The sequence below is a fragment of the Pedobacter hiemivivus genome, assembly GCF_005144565.1.
Taxonomy (GTDB): domain Bacteria; phylum Bacteroidota; class Bacteroidia; order Sphingobacteriales; family Sphingobacteriaceae; genus Pedobacter; species Pedobacter hiemivivus.
This window is the reverse complement of sequence record NZ_SWDX01000001.1, coordinates 687,992-705,729: the sequence shown is the minus strand read 5'-3', so window position 1 is coordinate 705,729 and position 17,738 is coordinate 687,992. Positions and strand designations below refer to the sequence as shown.

Here is a 17,738-nt window from a genome sequence, read left to right as displayed (position 1 = left end):
ATTAAGCTAAAATCATAAAATCAATATGTTAAGCAGGGTTGCAGAGAGCTTATACTGGCTAAGCCGTTACATCGAAAGAACAGATGGCATGCTACGCATGCTTAAAATAAATTACGCATCCTCACAGGATGCAATTTCAGAGTTTTCCTGGAGCCCGGTCATGCGCTTATTTTGCGATCCTAATGATGATGGACTGGACGGCATGGAGTTCAATAGTCGTGCAGTTCTCCAGTATATGGTTACCAACAAAGAGAATCCTAACTCTATCGTTAACATCATCACACTGGTAAGGGAAAATGCAAGAAGTGTTCAAGATCATATTACCAAAGATGTATGGCAATGCTTGAATGAATATTATCATACGGTGAAAGACCCCCGGCTAAATGCAATGCTCAAAAAAGATGATCCTATATCCGTACTGGATATCCTGATTAAACAAGGTATGCTATTTTATGGCACTACGGAAATTACTATGGCCAGAAATGAAGGTAGTAGTTTTATGCGTATTGGAAAATATCTGGAGCGTAGCATCCAGTCGGTAAACATATTAGACATTAAATTTGGATCGGTCGACCATAACCCGGATTTGTTAACCAACACCAGTTATTGGAAACACCTTTTGTTTTCTATAGGCGGATACGAATTATACCTTAAAACCTACAGGCAAGGTTTTGAGGCAGAAAATGTACTAGACCAGGTAGTACTGAATAACGAATTCCCCAGGTCTGTAATCTACTCCATCAACCAACTGTTCAAATATTTTGAAAGGTTAAAAAGAGATGGGCACATTACCGCAGGAAACCTTGCCTTCCTCATTGGTCGACTCCAAAGTAAAGTAAAATACAGTTCCATAAAAGGGCTGAAAAAAGGAGACCTTCATCTTTACCTGGCGGAAATAAAATCTGAACTCTATGGCATAGGAAATGCCTTTAACCAAACTTGTTTCAACATATACTAATGCCATGCCGGAATTTAAAATCAAACACGTTACCAGATACACTTACGAATCTCCGGTAAGAGAAAGCGTAAACCACATCATCCTCTACCCTATTGAAGATCAGTTTCAAAAGGTAATTAAGCATACCCTAATCATCTCTGGCAACCCAAAAGTAGATGTATTTACCGACTATTATGGTAACAAAATCGGCTTCTTTGCTTATAGCGAACGACACAGGGAACTTGAAATTTGTTCGGAACTTACTGTAGGAACCACACCTAAAGAACTCCCCACAGAAACGATGTTCAGCGAGATGCAATGGATGGAGCTAGAAAAATTACGTTATCAGGTCCCTTACATCGATTACCTTAAATGGGAAGCTTTTAATGAGCTCAATGAGCTTAAAAAAGTTACTGAGCAATACCTTCAGGCAGGTTTAACACCCCACCACGTGGCGATGGACTATTGTCAATACGTATATGAGCATTTCAAATACATACAAGGTGTAACAACAGCACAGACGCAGATCGATGAAATCTGGCACATCAAATCAGGCGTATGCCAGGACTTTGCACATATCCTTTGCCAGATGTTGCGAATGGCCAAAATCCCCGCAAAATATGTAAGCGGATACATCTGTCCGAATAAAAACGGTATTCGAGGTGAGGGTGCCACTCATGCCTGGGTAGAAGCCTACATACCGGACTATGGCTGGCTGGGCTTAGATCCAACAAATAATTGTATTGCCAATGAGACTTATGTAAGACTGGCACTGGGCAGAAGTTTTACTGATTGCTCTCCGGTAAAAGGTGTATATAAAGGGCCATCCAATCATAAGCTTACGGTTCAGGTAATCGTTGGTTATGATAATGGAACATCAGATACACATGAACCTTTCACAGAAGAAACCGAGTCAGTAGCAATTTCTGCGCCAGCTGCAAAAGGAAATAGTTATCGTCGTAATCTGGAACTTATGCAGCAGATCCAACAACAGCAACAACAATAAAAAGTATTTAGCAGGCAGAGTTCATGTCATAAAATATAACTTACTTTATGCCGTACTAACAGCGTGTTTTATGAAAAATGAATTTGCATTAATAACGGGAGCCAGCAAAGGCATTGGAAAATCCATGGCCATAACGCTTGCTAAAGCAGGTTACCATTTACTGCTGGTTGCAAGATCGGAAGCAGAATTGCAGCAACTCACCATGCAAATTCAAAATGACTACAACAATCAAGTGTTCTATCTGCCGACAGACCTCTCTGCAGATACTGGACCGCTACAAGTCGCCGAATGGGCTCAGCAGCATACAGATAAATTATCCATATTAATTAATAATGCCGGCTATGGACTTTGGGGCGATTTTGAAAAACTGGAACTTAGCGCACAAATGAATATGCTGGCCTTAAATATTAATGCTGTACTTAGTCTAACGCACCATTTACTTCCATTATTAAAACAACAAAAACAGAGTTATATATTAAATCTATCCAGCACTGCAGCCTACCAGGCTGTACCGACCCTCGCATTATATGCAGCAAGTAAATCATTTATTCTTTCTTACAGCCGAGCTTTGCGCTACGAACTGAAAAACACTACCGTTTCCGTAAGCTGCCTCTGCCCAGGCCCCACTGATACCGGTTTTGCTCATCGTGCAGGATTAGATGCCATGGCAGATCTGGCAGAGAAATTTAATATGTCGCCCGAAAGCGTAGCCAGTGCCGGGATAAAAGGAATGTTTAACAAAAAAGCAGAGATCATCCCCGGCTTTCTAAACAAACTATCCGCATTCGGCGCACAGCATCTGAATAAAGCACTTATTGAACGGATTACAGCCGGATTATACAAACGATAACACTATCATTATCTGCTTGTTAAAAAAACATTCAAATTATTTGCAAATAAATTTGATAATAGTTTTTTTTTGCTACTTTTGTAAAGTCTACTAAACAAGTATACTTTATTTAAATGACTAAAAGCAACTATAACCCTACTGCATGTACCATGCGAATGTGTCTCCTAAAAGGCATAGGTTGTTGCTGTTGTTGCTAATCAGATTCTCATTTACTGATTAACCTCTTTAACATCTGCCTACCTCCGCAGATGAGAAATTTAATCATTTTTTAATTTTAATACTTCCTGATCATGGGTACCTCTTATATAAAATTCACCTTAGGCAACAAAATTACCACCGAGCAAAAAGACTTTTTCAATCAAAATGGTTTCATCCATTTTAAAGGTTTCATCAAACCAGAAACCGTAAATGACATTGTAGCTGCATCCAAACAGGTGCAACAACAATGGATAGCAAATGAAAAAATAAAGGTAAATGGCATCCCTATTAAATATGGGAAAGATCTTGATGGATCTGCAATTGTACAACGCTTTGCTTTTTTAAATCAGCACCACGCGCTATTTGCAGAACTTACACAGGATCCACGCTTTGAAACACTATTGGAACTGATCGGCCCAGGTGCCAGGTTAGGTACTGAAGAAAAAGATGGAATGGTATTAAACCATTATGTAAACGGACATGAAAGCAAGTTTAGCCAAATGGGCTGGCATACAGACGGACTAAGAGACATCTTTCATGGGCAGAAATTAAGCCCTATGCTGAACGTAGGTATTCACCTGAATACATTAAAGCCGGAAAATGGTGGGCTAAGAGTTTTACCCGGCACCCATAAACAGAGCTTATATCAAATGCTTTTCCGTAAGAAGTATTTCTTAGACAACAAAGCCGATGCAAAGGAAACAGCGATTATACCTGATGCCGGCGACTTGACTATACATGATGGGCGTTTATGGCATCGCGTTGCACAATCCTCGGTAATCGGAGAAGAAAGCCGCAGAAGGGTCATCTACATCCCAATTATTGTCGGTAAATATGAGCCAAAAAATGAAAATAGTCCTACCGCTTTCTATCAGCGTTTTGCAGGCCTGGTTAAATAATTATATATGTTGATCGCATTGATTATAAGCTACCTGATCCGCTCAGGAAAATTGGTTTTCTTACAAAAAACCTCGCAGCAAGTACGGTTATTCGTTAAATTGAATACCAAAAGATTTTAGATGTTTGGTTAGATCTATTTTTGTATCAAAGAGGGTGTCTGAATGCACCCTCTTTAAATTTTATTGAGATACGATTACTTAGCAATCCCTGTTTTTTCTGCTATAAATTTGGAGTCAATCATCCAATCCAGTTCCTGAAAATGAATTCTGGTTAGTTTATCTAATCCCGTCTTTTTAGCGGCATTTCTAAACATTAGTTGTTGTTTTCTCAGCTGATCTTTAAATAAGCCTTTTAAATCGGAAACTGTAAATTTATAGGTGCCCAATCCGGAACTAGTATTCATCTCGTTCTCTACAAAAGTTTGTTCCAGTAACCTGTATACATATAATTTCTGCAAATTTCTGCGGTAATAGTCAACGTTAGTCCCATTACGGGCTTCTTTTAATATCCTTGCATCTAAATCACTAAAAAGATCTGTCAAGGTATACGTTTTAACTCCGGAACCGTTGTGTTCATTGCCCCACAATTTCATGATCCTATTTCGCATGATTACCGCATTAATGGCGCCTTTTTGCAAATTGTTCAATTCCGCATCAAAATTAATATCCAGTTTCTGCGCGAAATCCGGATTATTGAGCCATACAGGTGTATCAAACAATTCATCGTTTACAAATTTAACGGCTCTTTTTTGTATGGAATAAGGCACTGGCTCATATATTGGACCCGACTCTCCATTTACTTTAACGGTATGATAGATACCACCTATATTTTTAATCACATGCCCAAGATAAAGTTGGTATTGATCCCAAACGCCTGCATAACCACCATGTAATTTACTTTGATCTGCATCGGGAACGGTTACCCATTTACCAACTTGTGGCATGATCCGTTTTAGATTCTTAATTCCATAAGTACTTGCTTTAACAGCATCATCGCCTAAATCTTCATTTTGCGATCTTGGGTCAAATGGTTCCGACTCAGTACCAAACCACAAACGCTTATTCTTACTAATAGAATCCGTAGCCATTTTAACCAGCATTTTCTGCTCCTGCTCTGGAGTTTCAAATTCAGGATGCCAGGTATAAGCCCATTTAATGGCCCATTTATCGTAATCACCAATTCTTGGGAACAAACCTTTCTCAGTAATTTTATCTTCAGGCTGTGCTACATAATTAAACCTCGCATAATCCATAATAGATGGCGTATGTCCATGGGCTTCCACCCAAGCTTTATCTCTTAGTTTTTCTACGGGGACAGTTGAGCTTGAACCAAAATTATGTCTCAGACCTAAAGTATGGCCCACTTCATGAGAAGATACAAAACGAATTAAATTACCCATCAAATCTTCATCAAAAGTAGCCTTTCTTGCTCTTGGATCTGTAGCACCAGCCTGCATCATATACCATCTTTGCAATACAGACATTACGTTGTGATACCAGAAAATATGACTCTCGATGATCTCACCACTACGTGGGTCAACGGTACTTGGCCCCATTGCATTAGCAATTGCTGATGGTCTGTAAATAATAGCAGAATGTCTTGCGTCATCAATACTCCAGGTACTGTCCTGTTCTTTTGTAGGAGCCTCCTTTGCAATTATTGCGTTTTTAAAGCCAGCAGCTTCAAATGCTTTTTGCCAGTCATTAACACCTTGAATCAAATACGGAACCCATTTTTTAGGTGTAACCGGATCTATATAGAATACAATTTGTTTTGCAGGTTCCACCAGCTCTCCTTTTTTATATTTCTCTACATCTTCTGGCTTAGGTTCCAGTTTCCAACGATTGGCGTAGGTAGTAGTCTTTACTCCTTGTGGATCTGCATCAAAGTCTCTAAACGAAGTGGTAAAATATCCCACACGTTGATCTTGTAAACGCGGTCTCATTGGTTTCTCATCCAGCAAGACCATAGATGAATTCAGTTCAATGGTATAACTTGAGCTGGCTGGATTTAACCCCGCGCTATATGTTTTAACGGCCCTTATCTCTAAGTTTTTAGGATAGCTATGTACAAAATCAATATAACTTCGGTCATTTTGTTGCCCCGCCATTCCGGCCCTATCTTTAAACGCTTTACGTTCAAAATAAAGGATGTCGTTGTCACTATTTAAAAAATCTGTTACATCCACAACTGTTGCAGAAGAATCTTTGGATAGCGCCAACATTGGAAATACCGCTGCAATAGCCTGTACATTATTTTTCTGTACACTTGCGAACATAGTTGTAGTACTGTCTTTGTTGTATTCAGAAAAAGAGATCCTTCTTAAAAAGATCTTTTTGTCACGCCCTTTTTCAAAACGGTATACCGTTTCGCCAATCTGGTCCCCGGCATAACCATTGGAACCGTTACGCATATCAGCAGAAGCTTTGGAAACCCTGTTTACAAAAAGGATCTCCCTGTTTAGGATCGCGTTAGGAATTTCGAAGTAATACTTATTTTCCTTTTGGTGAACGGTGATAAAGCCGTTTTGGCTTTTTGTATTTTTTGTGATCACCTCTGAATAAGGTTTTAAAGTATTGACCTTTTTAAGGCTATCTGCGGTTTTCTTAGCAGGATCTATAACCGCAATTTTAGCCGCCGGGGCCTTTTTCTTGTGCAATAGTGCGCAACCCGATACCAGTGTTGCCGTACTTAATGCACAATAAAACAATGTTGATTTCAGTTTAAACATTTTGTTTGTTATTGTTTTTCTAATTGATATATAAGATTGAATTGTTTTTATGGTTGTATTAGCCTATAATTTCAAGGATCTTTTCATTTTCAATGATCATCATCCCATGTCTGTCGCTGCTGATGCCCTGTTTTGCACGATAGGTGTATACCGGAATCTTTCCATTCATTTCTGTAGGCATATAAATAAAACGGATGTTATCACTGCGTTGTCCTAATACCTCCCCTACCTCCACAATGTGTGTAGAGATAATGAAAAAACAATTGCGGTGTTCTGCAAATACTTCAGATACAGCAAGTGTGGCGTCGTAGGCATCTTTTACATTAGTTCCTTTAAACAGCTCATCAAATATGACAACCAGGCTTTTAGGTGCACTTACTTCTTCAGCTATCTTTTTTACCCTCAGCACTTCTGCATAGAAATGACTATAGCCCATATTAAGGTCGTCAGGAACATTTATGGAAGTATAAATACCATCTTTCACAGAAAACGTCATAGATTTAGCCGGAACCGGAAACCCCATGTGAGCCAGATAAACACTGATTCCGAACGACTTCATAAAGGTGGATTTACCAGCCATGTTTGCTCCTGTTAAGAAGATCACATTATTATCTGCATCCAGATCAGCAGTATTAGGTACCGCTTTTTCCAGACAAGGGTGAAATCCCGCTTCAATATGCAGTACATCTTTTTCGGCCGGCAATGCCAGCGCATAACTGAAGCCTTTTGCGCGAGAGACATCGGTTACTGCAATAAAAACATCCATAGCGTGGACTAGCTCAAGAATCACTTCAATTTCATCTCTAAGGGTGGTACGTAGCAGGTAATCGCACCTTACAGTCTGAAAAAAAGACAGTGGTCCGGCTATATTTACACTTTCAAGCCATTTTAATTTATTACCGTTAAAAATAAGGTTGGCTTTCTGAAGTTCAGCTGCAAACGGACTTTGAGAATCCTGCTGCAACAGTCCGGAAATGAACCCTCCAATACTGGCAAGCATTTTTATAGCGGTCAGAAGTCCATTGGCAATCAGATCATGTTCTACCCTTAAGCCCATATAGTATAAAAGCTTACGGCGGGCATTTTGTCCGGCGGCCATCAAAATATTGGATGCTGAAGCTCCACTTAAGTAATTCTCTGTTGCAGACAGGGCTTCGGTTTCAAAAGGGAAATCCAATTTCTTACTTTGAAAATATTGAAAGATCTGACTGCGTCGGTTAATGTTGGCTACACTGGTTAAAGGCTGTTGGAACATAGATTCCAGTAAATGTTCCGCACCTGCAGTGCGGGTAAGATTAAACAAGTTAATTACAGAATTATTCTTGTATTTACCCAACAGGTTTAAATCGTCCAGTGTTTGTTTATCTGTTACAAATGGCATGGCTATCTGGTCTTTTTATTTTTCAAAATGTCAATAATACCTTCGTTATTGATGATGATCATCCCATGGCGATCTTCAGTAATGCCCTGCTTCAGGGTATAAGTATAAACAGGCTTGGCGCCATCCATAATTGTTGGCAGGTAAATAAACTGGATGTTGTTACAACGATCTTTTAATACCGCTCCGGCCTCGATAATGTGTGTAGAAATTACGAACATGCAGTTTCTTTTTCGCGCAAAAGCGGCCGTAAGGGCAACTGTTGCCTCGAAAGCATCTTTCACATTGGTCCCTCTAAAAAGTTCATCGAATATGACAAAGATCTTTTTTGACAGGGCCAGCTGTTCCGCCACTTTCTTTACTCGCAATACTTCTGCATAAAAATGACTGTATCCCATACTCAGGTTATCCGGCAGGTTAATGGTACTGAACAAACCATCCATCACAGGGAATACCATACTTTTTGCAGGTACTGGAAAACCAGCATGCGCGAGAAATACAGCGATACCCAACGATTTCATAAAAGTAGATTTACCTGCCATGTTCGCTCCTGTTAGGAAAATGACATTGCCATCCGGATCTACTTCCAGGTTGTTGCCAATTGCATGTTCGAGCAACGGATGGTATACGCCTTCCAACTTCAAAGTTTGCTGGTGTTCCGGTAATGCTTGTGGAAATACAAACTGCTTAACAGTAGCCACCTTTGCAATGGCGATATACACATCCAGATGATAGGCGTAATACAAAAGTCTTTGCAGCTGGTCTTTCTTTTTAAAACGCAATACCTTGTCGTACGCAGCAATTTTCTCATAATTCTGCTTTTCTACCGCAGCCCCTTTAAGGATCTGTTGTATTTCCTCGTCTGCAAGAACGCCCTCAATCGTTTGGCTTTCTTCATCATATGGGGTATCGGCTTTACCCTGGTTTACCTGGTCTAAAAACTGACGAAAGGCATTGAGCAACGCTATAACAGCGGTAACGGCTTTTGCAATTTGCCTGTATTCGGTATCAGTCCCCATAAGGCTGCTAAACGTTCGGCCCAGCTTATTTTCATCATTCTGCAGTTTACTACGCTCGTCTGCATTACTGAGATACTGTTCTATCAGGTCAAACCACTCTTCTTTAAACGGAAAAGCAATCTGAGCGGACTGAAAGAACTGGATGACCTCACTACGCTGATTTATAGCTCCGGCATCCGACAATGGATACCGGAACATTTGCTCCAGGATTTCCGCACCCCCACGGGTGCGGGTGCGGTTAAAGAGCCCGAAAACAGAATCGCGTCCTTTTTTATTGAATACATTCAGATCGTCCAGCGTCTGTTTATCAACGGAAAAACTCATAATTATGTTTAGGTTAACTATCTTCCTCTTCTGCGGATCAAAATGACCAGTCCCGCAGCAATAAGCAACGCCGGGAATCCCCATTTAAAGAAAACACCAAAGAATGCCCATCCTTTCGTGCCAATACTCAGGGAACGATCCGAAGGCGTATCACGGCGCATATCTATCGGCACTTCACCGTTCGACAGCCAAAAGAATGAACCTGCTACCAATAAGAAGTTTGCCGCCTGTACTTCATTACGCTTCATTCCGAGCTCGCCGTTACTTAACCAATCAGCATCACCGGTAATTAAAATCCGCTGGTCTTTACCATTAACTTTTCTGGATAATGCCAGCACTGTTGGATAAGATTGTTCTACCTCCCCAGCTGCAGGATTTAACTTTTCTTTCTGATCAATAAAATCCGTGGTTTCCACTTCGTTCCAACTTCCTGTAGAATCCGTACGTAATAAAGGAATCACATTAAATCCTTTGTCGCTGGTATAAGCAAGTGCCGAAGTAGAAGGCATGGTGATTACTTCTTCTCTTTTCTTCGAATTTTCCAGATAAAAAGAAAAATCAGCAGCTTCTTTTGTAATTTTTGAGACCAGGAGATCTGAAGCTAATTTAGGATTCGGACTTACCAATCTGCCTGGGAGAAACTGTACGCCCAACTGTTCTGTAATGGCATTCATCTGTGTTTGTCTGCCCGGTTCTCCAGCGATTAACAGGTTACCTCCATGCGCAATATATTGGTTTAAGTTTTTCTGCTCTTCTGCTGTTAAAACTAGTTTAGGCTCGGCAATGACCAGGATACGAATATTATCAGACACAGGTTTATCTAATTTAATCTCTGCGAAATCAAACCCTTGGTTAATCATCGAATAGCGAAAGGTTTTCTCCTGTGCTACCATATTATAGCCACGGTCAGTCTTTCCATTACTTTCACGTTCACCATGCCCGGTCAAAAAACCTACCTTTGGCAAGTCCATTACCAGTCTTTTTATTGCAGCAGTAATCTCAGCCTCTGATGGTTGACGACGCATGTCATCATATAAACGGAGAAATGTTTTTTGTCCGTTTTCACGTTCTAATACCCTTACAAAACGGAAATTTTCTGGTTCAAGATTTACTTTACCACTAATAGCCGAGTATGGGCTAATCTCAAAGTTCCATTGGTTAAATTTAATCAGGGTATCCAATCGCTGGGCATCATTCAATTTCGGATACATCCTATCCAGCTGTGGATTTTCTGAATGATGATGATAATACTTATAATCCATCTTGATATCCGGTTTAAACCTGATGTATTGTTCGAAATTTTCTACATCATTTTTATAGGAGATGGGAAGAGCGGTATAGCCGGTAGGATCAAGCATATTGCTATAGGTATGGATGCTAAAACCACCGGTTAATTTGGCCATTACTTCCTGACTGCTTTTTGTTAAGGTATTCTCTTTGGTGCGTGTCGCATCATAATATACTTTAAGCGATGGCGTTGCACTTAAATAACCAATAAACATGGCCATAAAAAATACCCCTGCGTATTTGGCCAGGGTCAACATCCAGGATGTTTTTTGCCTACTTGCATGCAATTTGATGATGGTAAAGCCTAAGAATAGCACAATTACGATGATAAAATACAGTACATCTTCGCTGGTAATCATACCAGAAATAAAGGTGCTGCTGCGCCCGGTTATGGCCAGCCAATAAGTTACATCACGTACAAATTCAATACTCTGCCCTACATCTTTTACATAACCAAGCAAAGCAAAAATACAAAGGGTACCTAAGGCTGCAACTACGTTATAAGAAGTTAAGGATGACATAAAAAGACCAATTGCCGCATAGGCACAAGTAAGCAGGTATAAACCCAATAAGCCGGTTAATAAATAGGGGATATCCACATTATCTACAGTAAAAATAGAGAAGATGGCCAGTATCCCTAGAACACCAATCAGCACCAAACCAAAGATCATTAACGAAAGGTATTTACCTAAAATGATTTGTGTGTTTGTAACTGGTGAAGAGTAAAACAGTTTAATGGATCCGCTGCTGAGCTCCCTGCTCATGATTCCCATGGTTAACAGCGGCATATAGAGGTACAAATAAGATTGTACTTTGGTAAATACACCTGCCCAGCCTCCAAATGTATTAATGGTGACACTGCTTAACGGCGTATTAATAGATTGTAGCCTAACCAGAAAATCGTAGGTCCCTGTAAATCCCATGCATACCTGGAAACTAAATATCACCAGGATTAGCCAGGCAACTGGAGAGTAAAACAGGACCTGTAGTTCTGTTCTTGCTATTTTATATATTGTTTTCATTTTTTTTATTATGAACGAAATCTGTTTGCGTTATTTTAATTTTTTCTTACTTAATTCCGCGAAAACAGTTTCCAGTGAATTTTTCTCCAATGCTACTTCTATCAGGCGCCAGTTTCTGGCTACACTTGTTTCTACAAGTCGCTCGATTACATCCTGCGCATCTGTAAAACGTAAACGATACCTGATTCCCCCAAGTTCCTCCACACCTTCTATTCCAGGTATGGCAAGCAACTCTTCTACTGTAGGACTTGCCACCAGTGATACCACCAGTGTATTTGGTACAATGTAATTGTCAAATTCTGCCAGTGATCCGGAAAAAATCATACTTCCTTCATTGATCATCCAAATGTGGTCGCAAAGCGCTTGTACTTCCTGTAGGATGTGGGTCGAGAGGACTACTGTTCTTTCTTCAGCAATCTCTTTGATCAGCCCCCGTACTTCCAGAATCTGGTTAGGGTCTAATCCGTTAGTAGGCTCATCAAGCACCACAAAGTCGGGTTTATGGATGATTGCCTGTGCTATCCCTACCCTTTGCTGGTATCCGCCGGATAGGTTCCGGATTAAGCGTTTGTTGAAATGGCTGATACCGCATTTGCTCATTACTTCGGACACTGCTGCTTTTACCTTTTTTGATTCCATAAGCCTGATATTGGCACTATGGATTAAAAATTCTTCGACCGTAAGATCGTTCTGTAAAGGTGGCTGCTGTGGCAAAAAGCCAATATTACGTTTCGCTTTTTCAGGATGCTCACCAAGGTTAATTCCCTTGATCACAATGTCCCCGTGTGATTGCTTGATCACACCACACATCACATTCATGATTGTGGACTTGCCGGCGCCATTAGCGCCGAGCAGTCCATAAATTCCATTTTTTGTAAGTTCGAAATTAATATCGCGTACTGCCCATTGTACACTATAACGATGGGACAGACCTCTAACACTTACGATGGGTTCGTTCATATTTTTTGTTTGTTTTAATACCAGTAAAAGGATCGTTTGGGCCGATGTATTTATCTCGGATTCTGTACGATTTCGGGGTTTAATTGAATGTATTTTTCTGCAATACGGTAGGTATATCTATTGCTTTCAGGTGTAAGTGTATAAGTAACATCTTTAAAAACTCTGGTCACCGTGGTTATAAATCCAGGGTCCTGTCTTAAACGTCTCTGATCAAACCAGCGGAAACCTCGTCCTATAAACTCTCTCGTTCTTTCATCAATTACACGGTGCAAAGCTTCGTTACCTGTACTGGCAGTCAAGCCTATATAATGGGCATCATCAAAACGCTTTTTACGTAATTCATTCAACGTGTTAATCGCCGCATCCGGTTTATCAGCACGTGCCTCGCACTCTGCTTTAATCAACATCATTTCAGGTACACTAGGGCCAACATATGCGCCATCTACACTTAACCTATGTTTATAAAAAACACGGTTATTGAAAGGAGCATTTGATTTAGTACGATCGGCAGTATACAACTGATACCGCAGGTCATTAAGATCATAAATGCTGATTGTATTTGCATTTATAGGCACATTTGGTAAGTATGATGCGGTACGCTTAAAAAATATTTCCTCAGGATTCGTTAACCTGTTTGGGAATGTCACATTTGGCGCAGTATACGCTTTAAGGTCAATTAATGTATTTTGAAGTGACAATGCCAGTTCACTATTGCGTTGTGCCTCAGAAAACTCCCTTGTATTTAAATACGTACGTGCCAGCAAGGCATATACAGCGGTTTTTGAAGGATTTGTGATAAAATCTGCTCTATCAGCTAAATCCGGCAAAGCTGCATTCAGATCAGCTTTAATCTGATTATAGATCTTTTGCACACTTACCCTGGTTAAGTCGGTTGTAAACCTCGGCGTAAGCACCAAAGGCAAACCTGGATCAGTAGCCGCAGTTGCGGGGTCATACTGTTTTGCATACATATTAACCAGCGTAAAATAACTATATGCTCTATGTACCAAAGCTTCCGCCAATGCCCTTCTTTTTTGCTGATCAGTACCCCCTTGGCTATCCATTACACCATTGATTACAACATTACAGTTGAAAATTGTGTTATAGAACTTGCTCCATTCATTATCTTCTGCAGCCGCTTCATACATTCTATCTGCCCAGGTATAGGCATTTGCGCTCAACACATTTAAAGGATTTTGCCAGACTACCTCATCTGTTCCCATATCGTCGCTTGAAAGCACAGGACTAGAATAAGAAACTTCAAAAGTAATACCATAGTTAAGTAAAGCCTGGTAGTCTGAAGTAGCTGATAACACTTTCAAATTCTCAGGTGGAATTTCTACATATTTGCGGCAGGCAGCACAGCACAATACAGTACCGCAGATCAGTGTATATAATATTTTCTTCATTGTGGGACGAATTAAAGTGATAGTCTTAGGTTAAACACATAATTTTTTGTGGGAGGCAGATTATTATAGGCGTTGGTCATTTGATATTCCGGATCTATTCCTTCTTTATTCGCCACCCATAAAAGACCAAGGTTACTAACCGTTAAACCGCAATCTATGCTCTTAATAAAATGTGTTCTTTTTAATAAACTTCCAGGTACCCGGTAGCTAAGCGTAATCTGTTGTAGCCTGATATTACCTGCATCCCTTACATTCAGATCAGAATTCATAAACCTGCTGATGCTGGTTATACTTGAACCTGTTATTCCGGGAATGTCAGTGGTCGCCTCATCACCCGCTTTCCTCCACCGGTTCGTTAACCTGGTATTGTTGGCCAGCAGTCCTGAAAATTGCGCCGGACTAAATTCGTTGTCCACCGGATAGAACTGTTGATTGATCGTTTGCAATAAAAAGATATGTCCCAGATAATAAGTAGCCCTTACGGAAAGACTTAAGTTTTTATAGCTAACCGTAGTACCTAAACCGCCAAAATATGGTGCCGTTGTTCTCCCTTTATTAACAAGATCTTCAGGAGCCACAGTGTAGGTTTGATCTTTGGATGAGATCTTTTTTCCGCTTGCGTTATAGATTTGCGACTGACCTTTATCGTCCAATCCAGCCCAACGATAAACAAAGAAATTATCCACTGGTAAGCCTGTAATAATAGCTGAAACTCCGCCGTTAGCCAATCTATTCGGAAAACGTGAATCTGTAACCTTATTGGTATTGTAAGAAAGATTGAAATTTGAAGACCAGTTCCAATCTTTTGTCCTCACGGCATCCCCTGATATATTTAATTCTACACCATGTCCTTCTAAATCTCCTGCATTATAAGACAATGAGGAATAACCATAAGTAGAATTGAGCGGCAAGGACATAATAATGTCATAACTGCGCTTACGATAAATGTCAACGCCAACACTTAAACGGTTGTTGAACAAACCAGCATCTATTCCGAAATTTGTCGTCTTCGTTGTTTCCCAGCCAATATCCTGATTTGCAGGCGAGTTTATATAAACAAAAGGCAATTGGGTATACCCATCAAGTTGTCCGATACCTGCGATAGTTGAAAAATTAGCTGAGGTTAAAGGTGGATTTCCAGCTGTTCCTAGTGTAGCACGGATACTTAATGAATTGATCCATTCAATCTTATCCATAAAGCTTTCTTTCTTTATATCCCAGCGTAAACCTCCAGACCATAATGGAGTAGCTCTATCTCTCCTGTCTACCCCTAATAAGTTAATGTCATCAAAACGTACACTGGCAGTTGCAAAATATTTATTCAAATAGGAATATCCTGCACTGCTGTAATGAGAAAGGTTACGGGTGGTATTTCGAAAGATACTAGAATTTGTAAATGGAAAACGTCCTTGCCCCTGACCATAAATAGTAGCATAATTACCGGTACTTGTCGTGTTAACATTTACAGCAGAAGAAACATCTTCATTATAACCATATAATGTTTGTCCTGAACCAGTGCCTTTATTCTGACTGATCTCTGTACCCACAACCATATTAAACCTATGAACATCATTCCAGTTTTTATCAATATCTAGTTGAGCCCTCAAGCCATAAGCATTGCTGTTACTTCGGGTACTTTTGTAAATGCCACCTTTAGGAAAGCCAGAAACCAATTTCCCATTTACAGGCACCGTTCCAAGATTATACAATTCACGACCTAAATAACTGTCTAAGTTTTGAATTAAAACCTGGTCATTTAATGATTTCTGAAGCTGTCCTGATACTGATAAATTTAACCAATTTGTGATTTTACCCTTGATCGCGGCATTTACCCTTATGGAGTTTCTTTCAGTAATTGTGTTGTTGTAATTTAACTCGTCAATAGGATTATATGTCCAGGGCAGATGCTTATTGATCCGGATCAAACTATCTGCCGTATTTTTTTTAACAGTTACATAACTACCTATTCTATTGCCCTCGTCATCAACCAACATCTGGTAAGGCGCCATTCCATACCGACCAACACTTAAGGCCTGTATTGCAGCACTATTTACAGTCGATTTAGCATAAGTATAGTTTAATCCTGTACTCAATGAAAGTCGCTTATTTAAGAAATCGTTAGTTAAATTGGTGAGTACAGAATAACTTTCTCCACTGTTTTTCCTAAATACGGGTTGATCTTTGGTATAATTCCCAGAGACATAATAAGAACTGTTTTCAGCCCCTCCCGAAAAAGATAAATTGTGTTGTTGTGAGACTGCTCTTTGAAGCAAATACTCTTTTAACTGATCTGTATTTGAACGATTTGCCAGCACGTTTAAGGCTGCGTCTTTTTGAGCAGCTGTAATCTTCCCGCTTTTCGCATCAAACATCAATTGCTGAGCCTCAGAAACAGGTGCCTGTCGCCAGTCTGATGCAGGATTTAGAATAAATTTTTTATCAAATAGTTCCTGTTCAAAATCAATATACTGCTGATTTGTCATCGAGGTCATGTTCTTAAAATTAGCAGGTGCCGAGGTACTGAATGTCGTGCTAAAATTAATAGATGAAGTTCCCTTTTTACCTCTTTTGGTTGTTACAACAATAACACCATTTGCGGCATTAGCACCCCAGATAGCTGTTGCTGCAGCATCTTTAAGGAAAGTAATGCTCTCTATATCTGAAGGATTAAATGTACTGATGATCGCATTACCGGAAGTTTCTGGCTGGGTTGAATTTTTTGGATTTCCATCTAAGGTGCCAGATGTAATATTGGTTAAATTTTGATTTAGTGCGACAAAGCCATCTATAACAAGCAGCGGTGGACGTCCATTATAAGAGCTTACTCCTCTGATCTGAATTGAATTGTTTCTAAGATCAAACTTTACACCTGGTACTTTTCCTTCCAGGCGCTCCATTAAGTTTACACTTGGTGTTTCTTCAATTTCTTTAGCCGTTATTACTGAATATGAACCTGTTGTAGTTTTTTGCTTTAGCTGCTGATAACCTGTAGATACAATTACATCTTCCAGAACTTTAGTAGCTGCAAGCAGCTTAACGACCATACCGTCTTTAGCTTTCATCTCCTGCGCAAGATAGCCGACAGCAGATATGATTAATATATCGTCATCATTAAGGCCATAAAACATAAAAGTTCCCTGCTCATTGGCGACAACCATGCGGTTAGAGTTTTTAAGCTTAACGGTAACTTTAGGGATGCCATTACCGGTTTCTGCATCTATAACTTTACCTGTCACATTTACAGTCGCAAAAAAGCTGGTAACTTTGTCAAAAAATAGTGGCTCTTTTTTCTTAACAACAATGGTTTTATTGACCAGTTTATAAGTTAATTTTTGTGGTGTTAATACTTTATCCAGTACGACTTCCAATGGTGTGTTCTTGAATGAAGCATCTATTAGTTGTCTGTCGTTAACCTTCCCCTCTTCCCAAAATATATTGTAACCGGTCTGCTTCTTCACTTCCAGGAACAATTGCTTCAATGAAGCCTCTTTTTTATTAAAAGTTATCCTTTGTGCGAAGGTAGAAGCACTAACCTGTAGCAAGAAGGTGGTCATGATAAGTAGGATTAGCTTCATAATACGGAGTACTGAATTATTTATATAGGCAAAATGCCCAGATCTGTTTGGATCCTTAAATTTCATTACATTTGTTGTTTAGTGGTTTAGTTGTTATATGTGAATATGTCTCATCTGAATACCACTTATTGCCGGGGATGTT

11 protein-coding genes are annotated in these 17,738 nt (G+C 39.8%); 4 read left to right on the top strand and 7 right to left on the bottom strand.

What is annotated here, in order from left to right; translation table 11 throughout:
* The first annotated feature begins 25 nt into the window (after positions 1-25).
* The 4 genes from FBD94_RS02640 (at position 26) to FBD94_RS02625 (ending at position 3,890) form a co-directional block, all read left to right on the top strand.
* Complete coding sequence (locus FBD94_RS02640; protein WP_136878963.1) at positions 26-958, top strand: alpha-E domain-containing protein; 933 nt, start codon at positions 26-28, stop codon at positions 956-958.
* Positions 959-962: 4 nt separating this feature from the next.
* A complete protein-coding gene (locus FBD94_RS02635) occupies positions 963-1,943 on the top strand; it encodes a transglutaminase family protein (RefSeq protein WP_169472192.1) in 981 nt (326 codons plus the stop codon).
* A 70-nt stretch (positions 1,944-2,013) separates the two neighbouring features.
* Positions 2,014-2,793: an SDR family NAD(P)-dependent oxidoreductase gene (locus tag FBD94_RS02630; protein WP_136878961.1), complete on the top strand. Its 780-nt coding sequence runs from the start codon at positions 2,014-2,016 to the stop codon at positions 2,791-2,793.
* Between the two features lie 290 nt (positions 2,794-3,083).
* Positions 3,084-3,890, top strand: a complete 807-nt coding sequence (locus tag FBD94_RS02625; protein ID WP_136878960.1) for a phytanoyl-CoA dioxygenase family protein — start codon at positions 3,084-3,086, stop codon at positions 3,888-3,890.
* Positions 3,891-4,084: 194 nt separating this feature from the next.
* On the opposite strand, the gene FBD94_RS02620 is transcribed toward FBD94_RS02625, so the two are convergent.
* The 7 genes from FBD94_RS02620 to FBD94_RS02590 are packed head-to-tail and all read right to left on the bottom strand — an operon-like array spanning position 4,085 to position 17,662.
* Positions 4,085-6,622, bottom strand: coding sequence for a zinc-dependent metalloprotease (locus tag FBD94_RS02620; RefSeq protein ID WP_136878959.1), 2,538 nt, complete (start codon positions 6,620-6,622; stop codon positions 4,085-4,087).
* A 58-nt stretch (positions 6,623-6,680) separates the two neighbouring features.
* Entirely contained in the window at positions 6,681-8,003 is a 1,323-nt protein-coding gene (locus FBD94_RS02615) for a MutS-related protein (protein ID WP_136878958.1), read from the bottom strand.
* 2 nt (positions 8,004-8,005) lie between these two features.
* Positions 8,006-9,343 (bottom strand): MutS-related protein, encoded by a 1,338-nt coding sequence (locus tag FBD94_RS02610; protein WP_136878957.1) that lies wholly within the window; start codon positions 9,341-9,343, stop codon positions 8,006-8,008.
* Positions 9,344-9,360: 17 nt separating this feature from the next.
* The gene (locus FBD94_RS02605) at positions 9,361-11,652 is read right to left on the bottom strand and encodes a Gldg family protein (protein WP_136878956.1); all 2,292 of its coding nucleotides are present in this window, start codon (positions 11,650-11,652) and stop codon (positions 9,361-9,363) included.
* 30 nt (positions 11,653-11,682) lie between these two features.
* Positions 11,683-12,612 carry an ABC transporter ATP-binding protein gene (locus tag FBD94_RS02600; protein WP_131611020.1) on the bottom strand — a complete coding sequence of 310 codons (930 nt, stop codon included), beginning with the start codon at positions 12,610-12,612 and terminating at the stop codon, positions 11,683-11,685.
* A 50-nt stretch (positions 12,613-12,662) separates the two neighbouring features.
* On the bottom strand, positions 12,663-14,021 hold the full coding sequence (locus tag FBD94_RS02595) for a RagB/SusD family nutrient uptake outer membrane protein (protein WP_136878955.1): 1,359 nt from the start codon (positions 14,019-14,021) through the stop codon (positions 12,663-12,665).
* Between the two features lie 11 nt (positions 14,022-14,032).
* A complete protein-coding gene (locus tag FBD94_RS02590) occupies positions 14,033-17,662 on the bottom strand; it encodes a SusC/RagA family TonB-linked outer membrane protein (protein WP_136878954.1) in 3,630 nt (1,209 codons plus the stop codon).
* Between the last annotated feature and the right edge of the window lie 76 nt (positions 17,663-17,738).

Bases quoted from the DNA above. Each gene is read 5' to 3' on its own strand.
- FBD94_RS02595 (WP_136878955.1), bottom strand. From the start codon at position 14,021: ATGAAGAAAATATTATATACACTGATCTGCGGTACTGTATTGTGCTGT.
- FBD94_RS02630 (WP_136878961.1), top strand. From the start codon at position 2,014: ATGAAAAATGAATTTGCATTAATAACGGGAGCCAGCAAAGGCATTGGA.
- FBD94_RS02600 (WP_131611020.1), bottom strand. From the start codon at position 12,612: ATGAACGAACCCATCGTAAGTGTTAGAGGTCTGTCCCATCGTTATAGT.
- FBD94_RS02620 (WP_136878959.1), bottom strand. From the start codon at position 6,622: ATGTTTAAACTGAAATCAACATTGTTTTATTGTGCATTAAGTACGGCA.
- FBD94_RS02635 (WP_169472192.1), top strand. From the start codon at position 963: ATGCCGGAATTTAAAATCAAACACGTTACCAGATACACTTACGAATCT.
- FBD94_RS02605 (WP_136878956.1), bottom strand. From the start codon at position 11,652: ATGAAAACAATATATAAAATAGCAAGAACAGAACTACAGGTCCTGTTT.
- FBD94_RS02640 (WP_136878963.1), top strand. From the start codon at position 26: ATGTTAAGCAGGGTTGCAGAGAGCTTATACTGGCTAAGCCGTTACATC.
- FBD94_RS02625 (WP_136878960.1), top strand. From the start codon at position 3,084: ATGGGTACCTCTTATATAAAATTCACCTTAGGCAACAAAATTACCACC.
- FBD94_RS02610 (WP_136878957.1), bottom strand. From the start codon at position 9,343: ATGAGTTTTTCCGTTGATAAACAGACGCTGGACGATCTGAATGTATTC.
- FBD94_RS02590 (WP_136878954.1), bottom strand. From the start codon at position 17,662: ATGAAATTTAAGGATCCAAACAGATCTGGGCATTTTGCCTATATAAAT.
- FBD94_RS02615 (WP_136878958.1), bottom strand. From the start codon at position 8,003: ATGCCATTTGTAACAGATAAACAAACACTGGACGATTTAAACCTGTTG.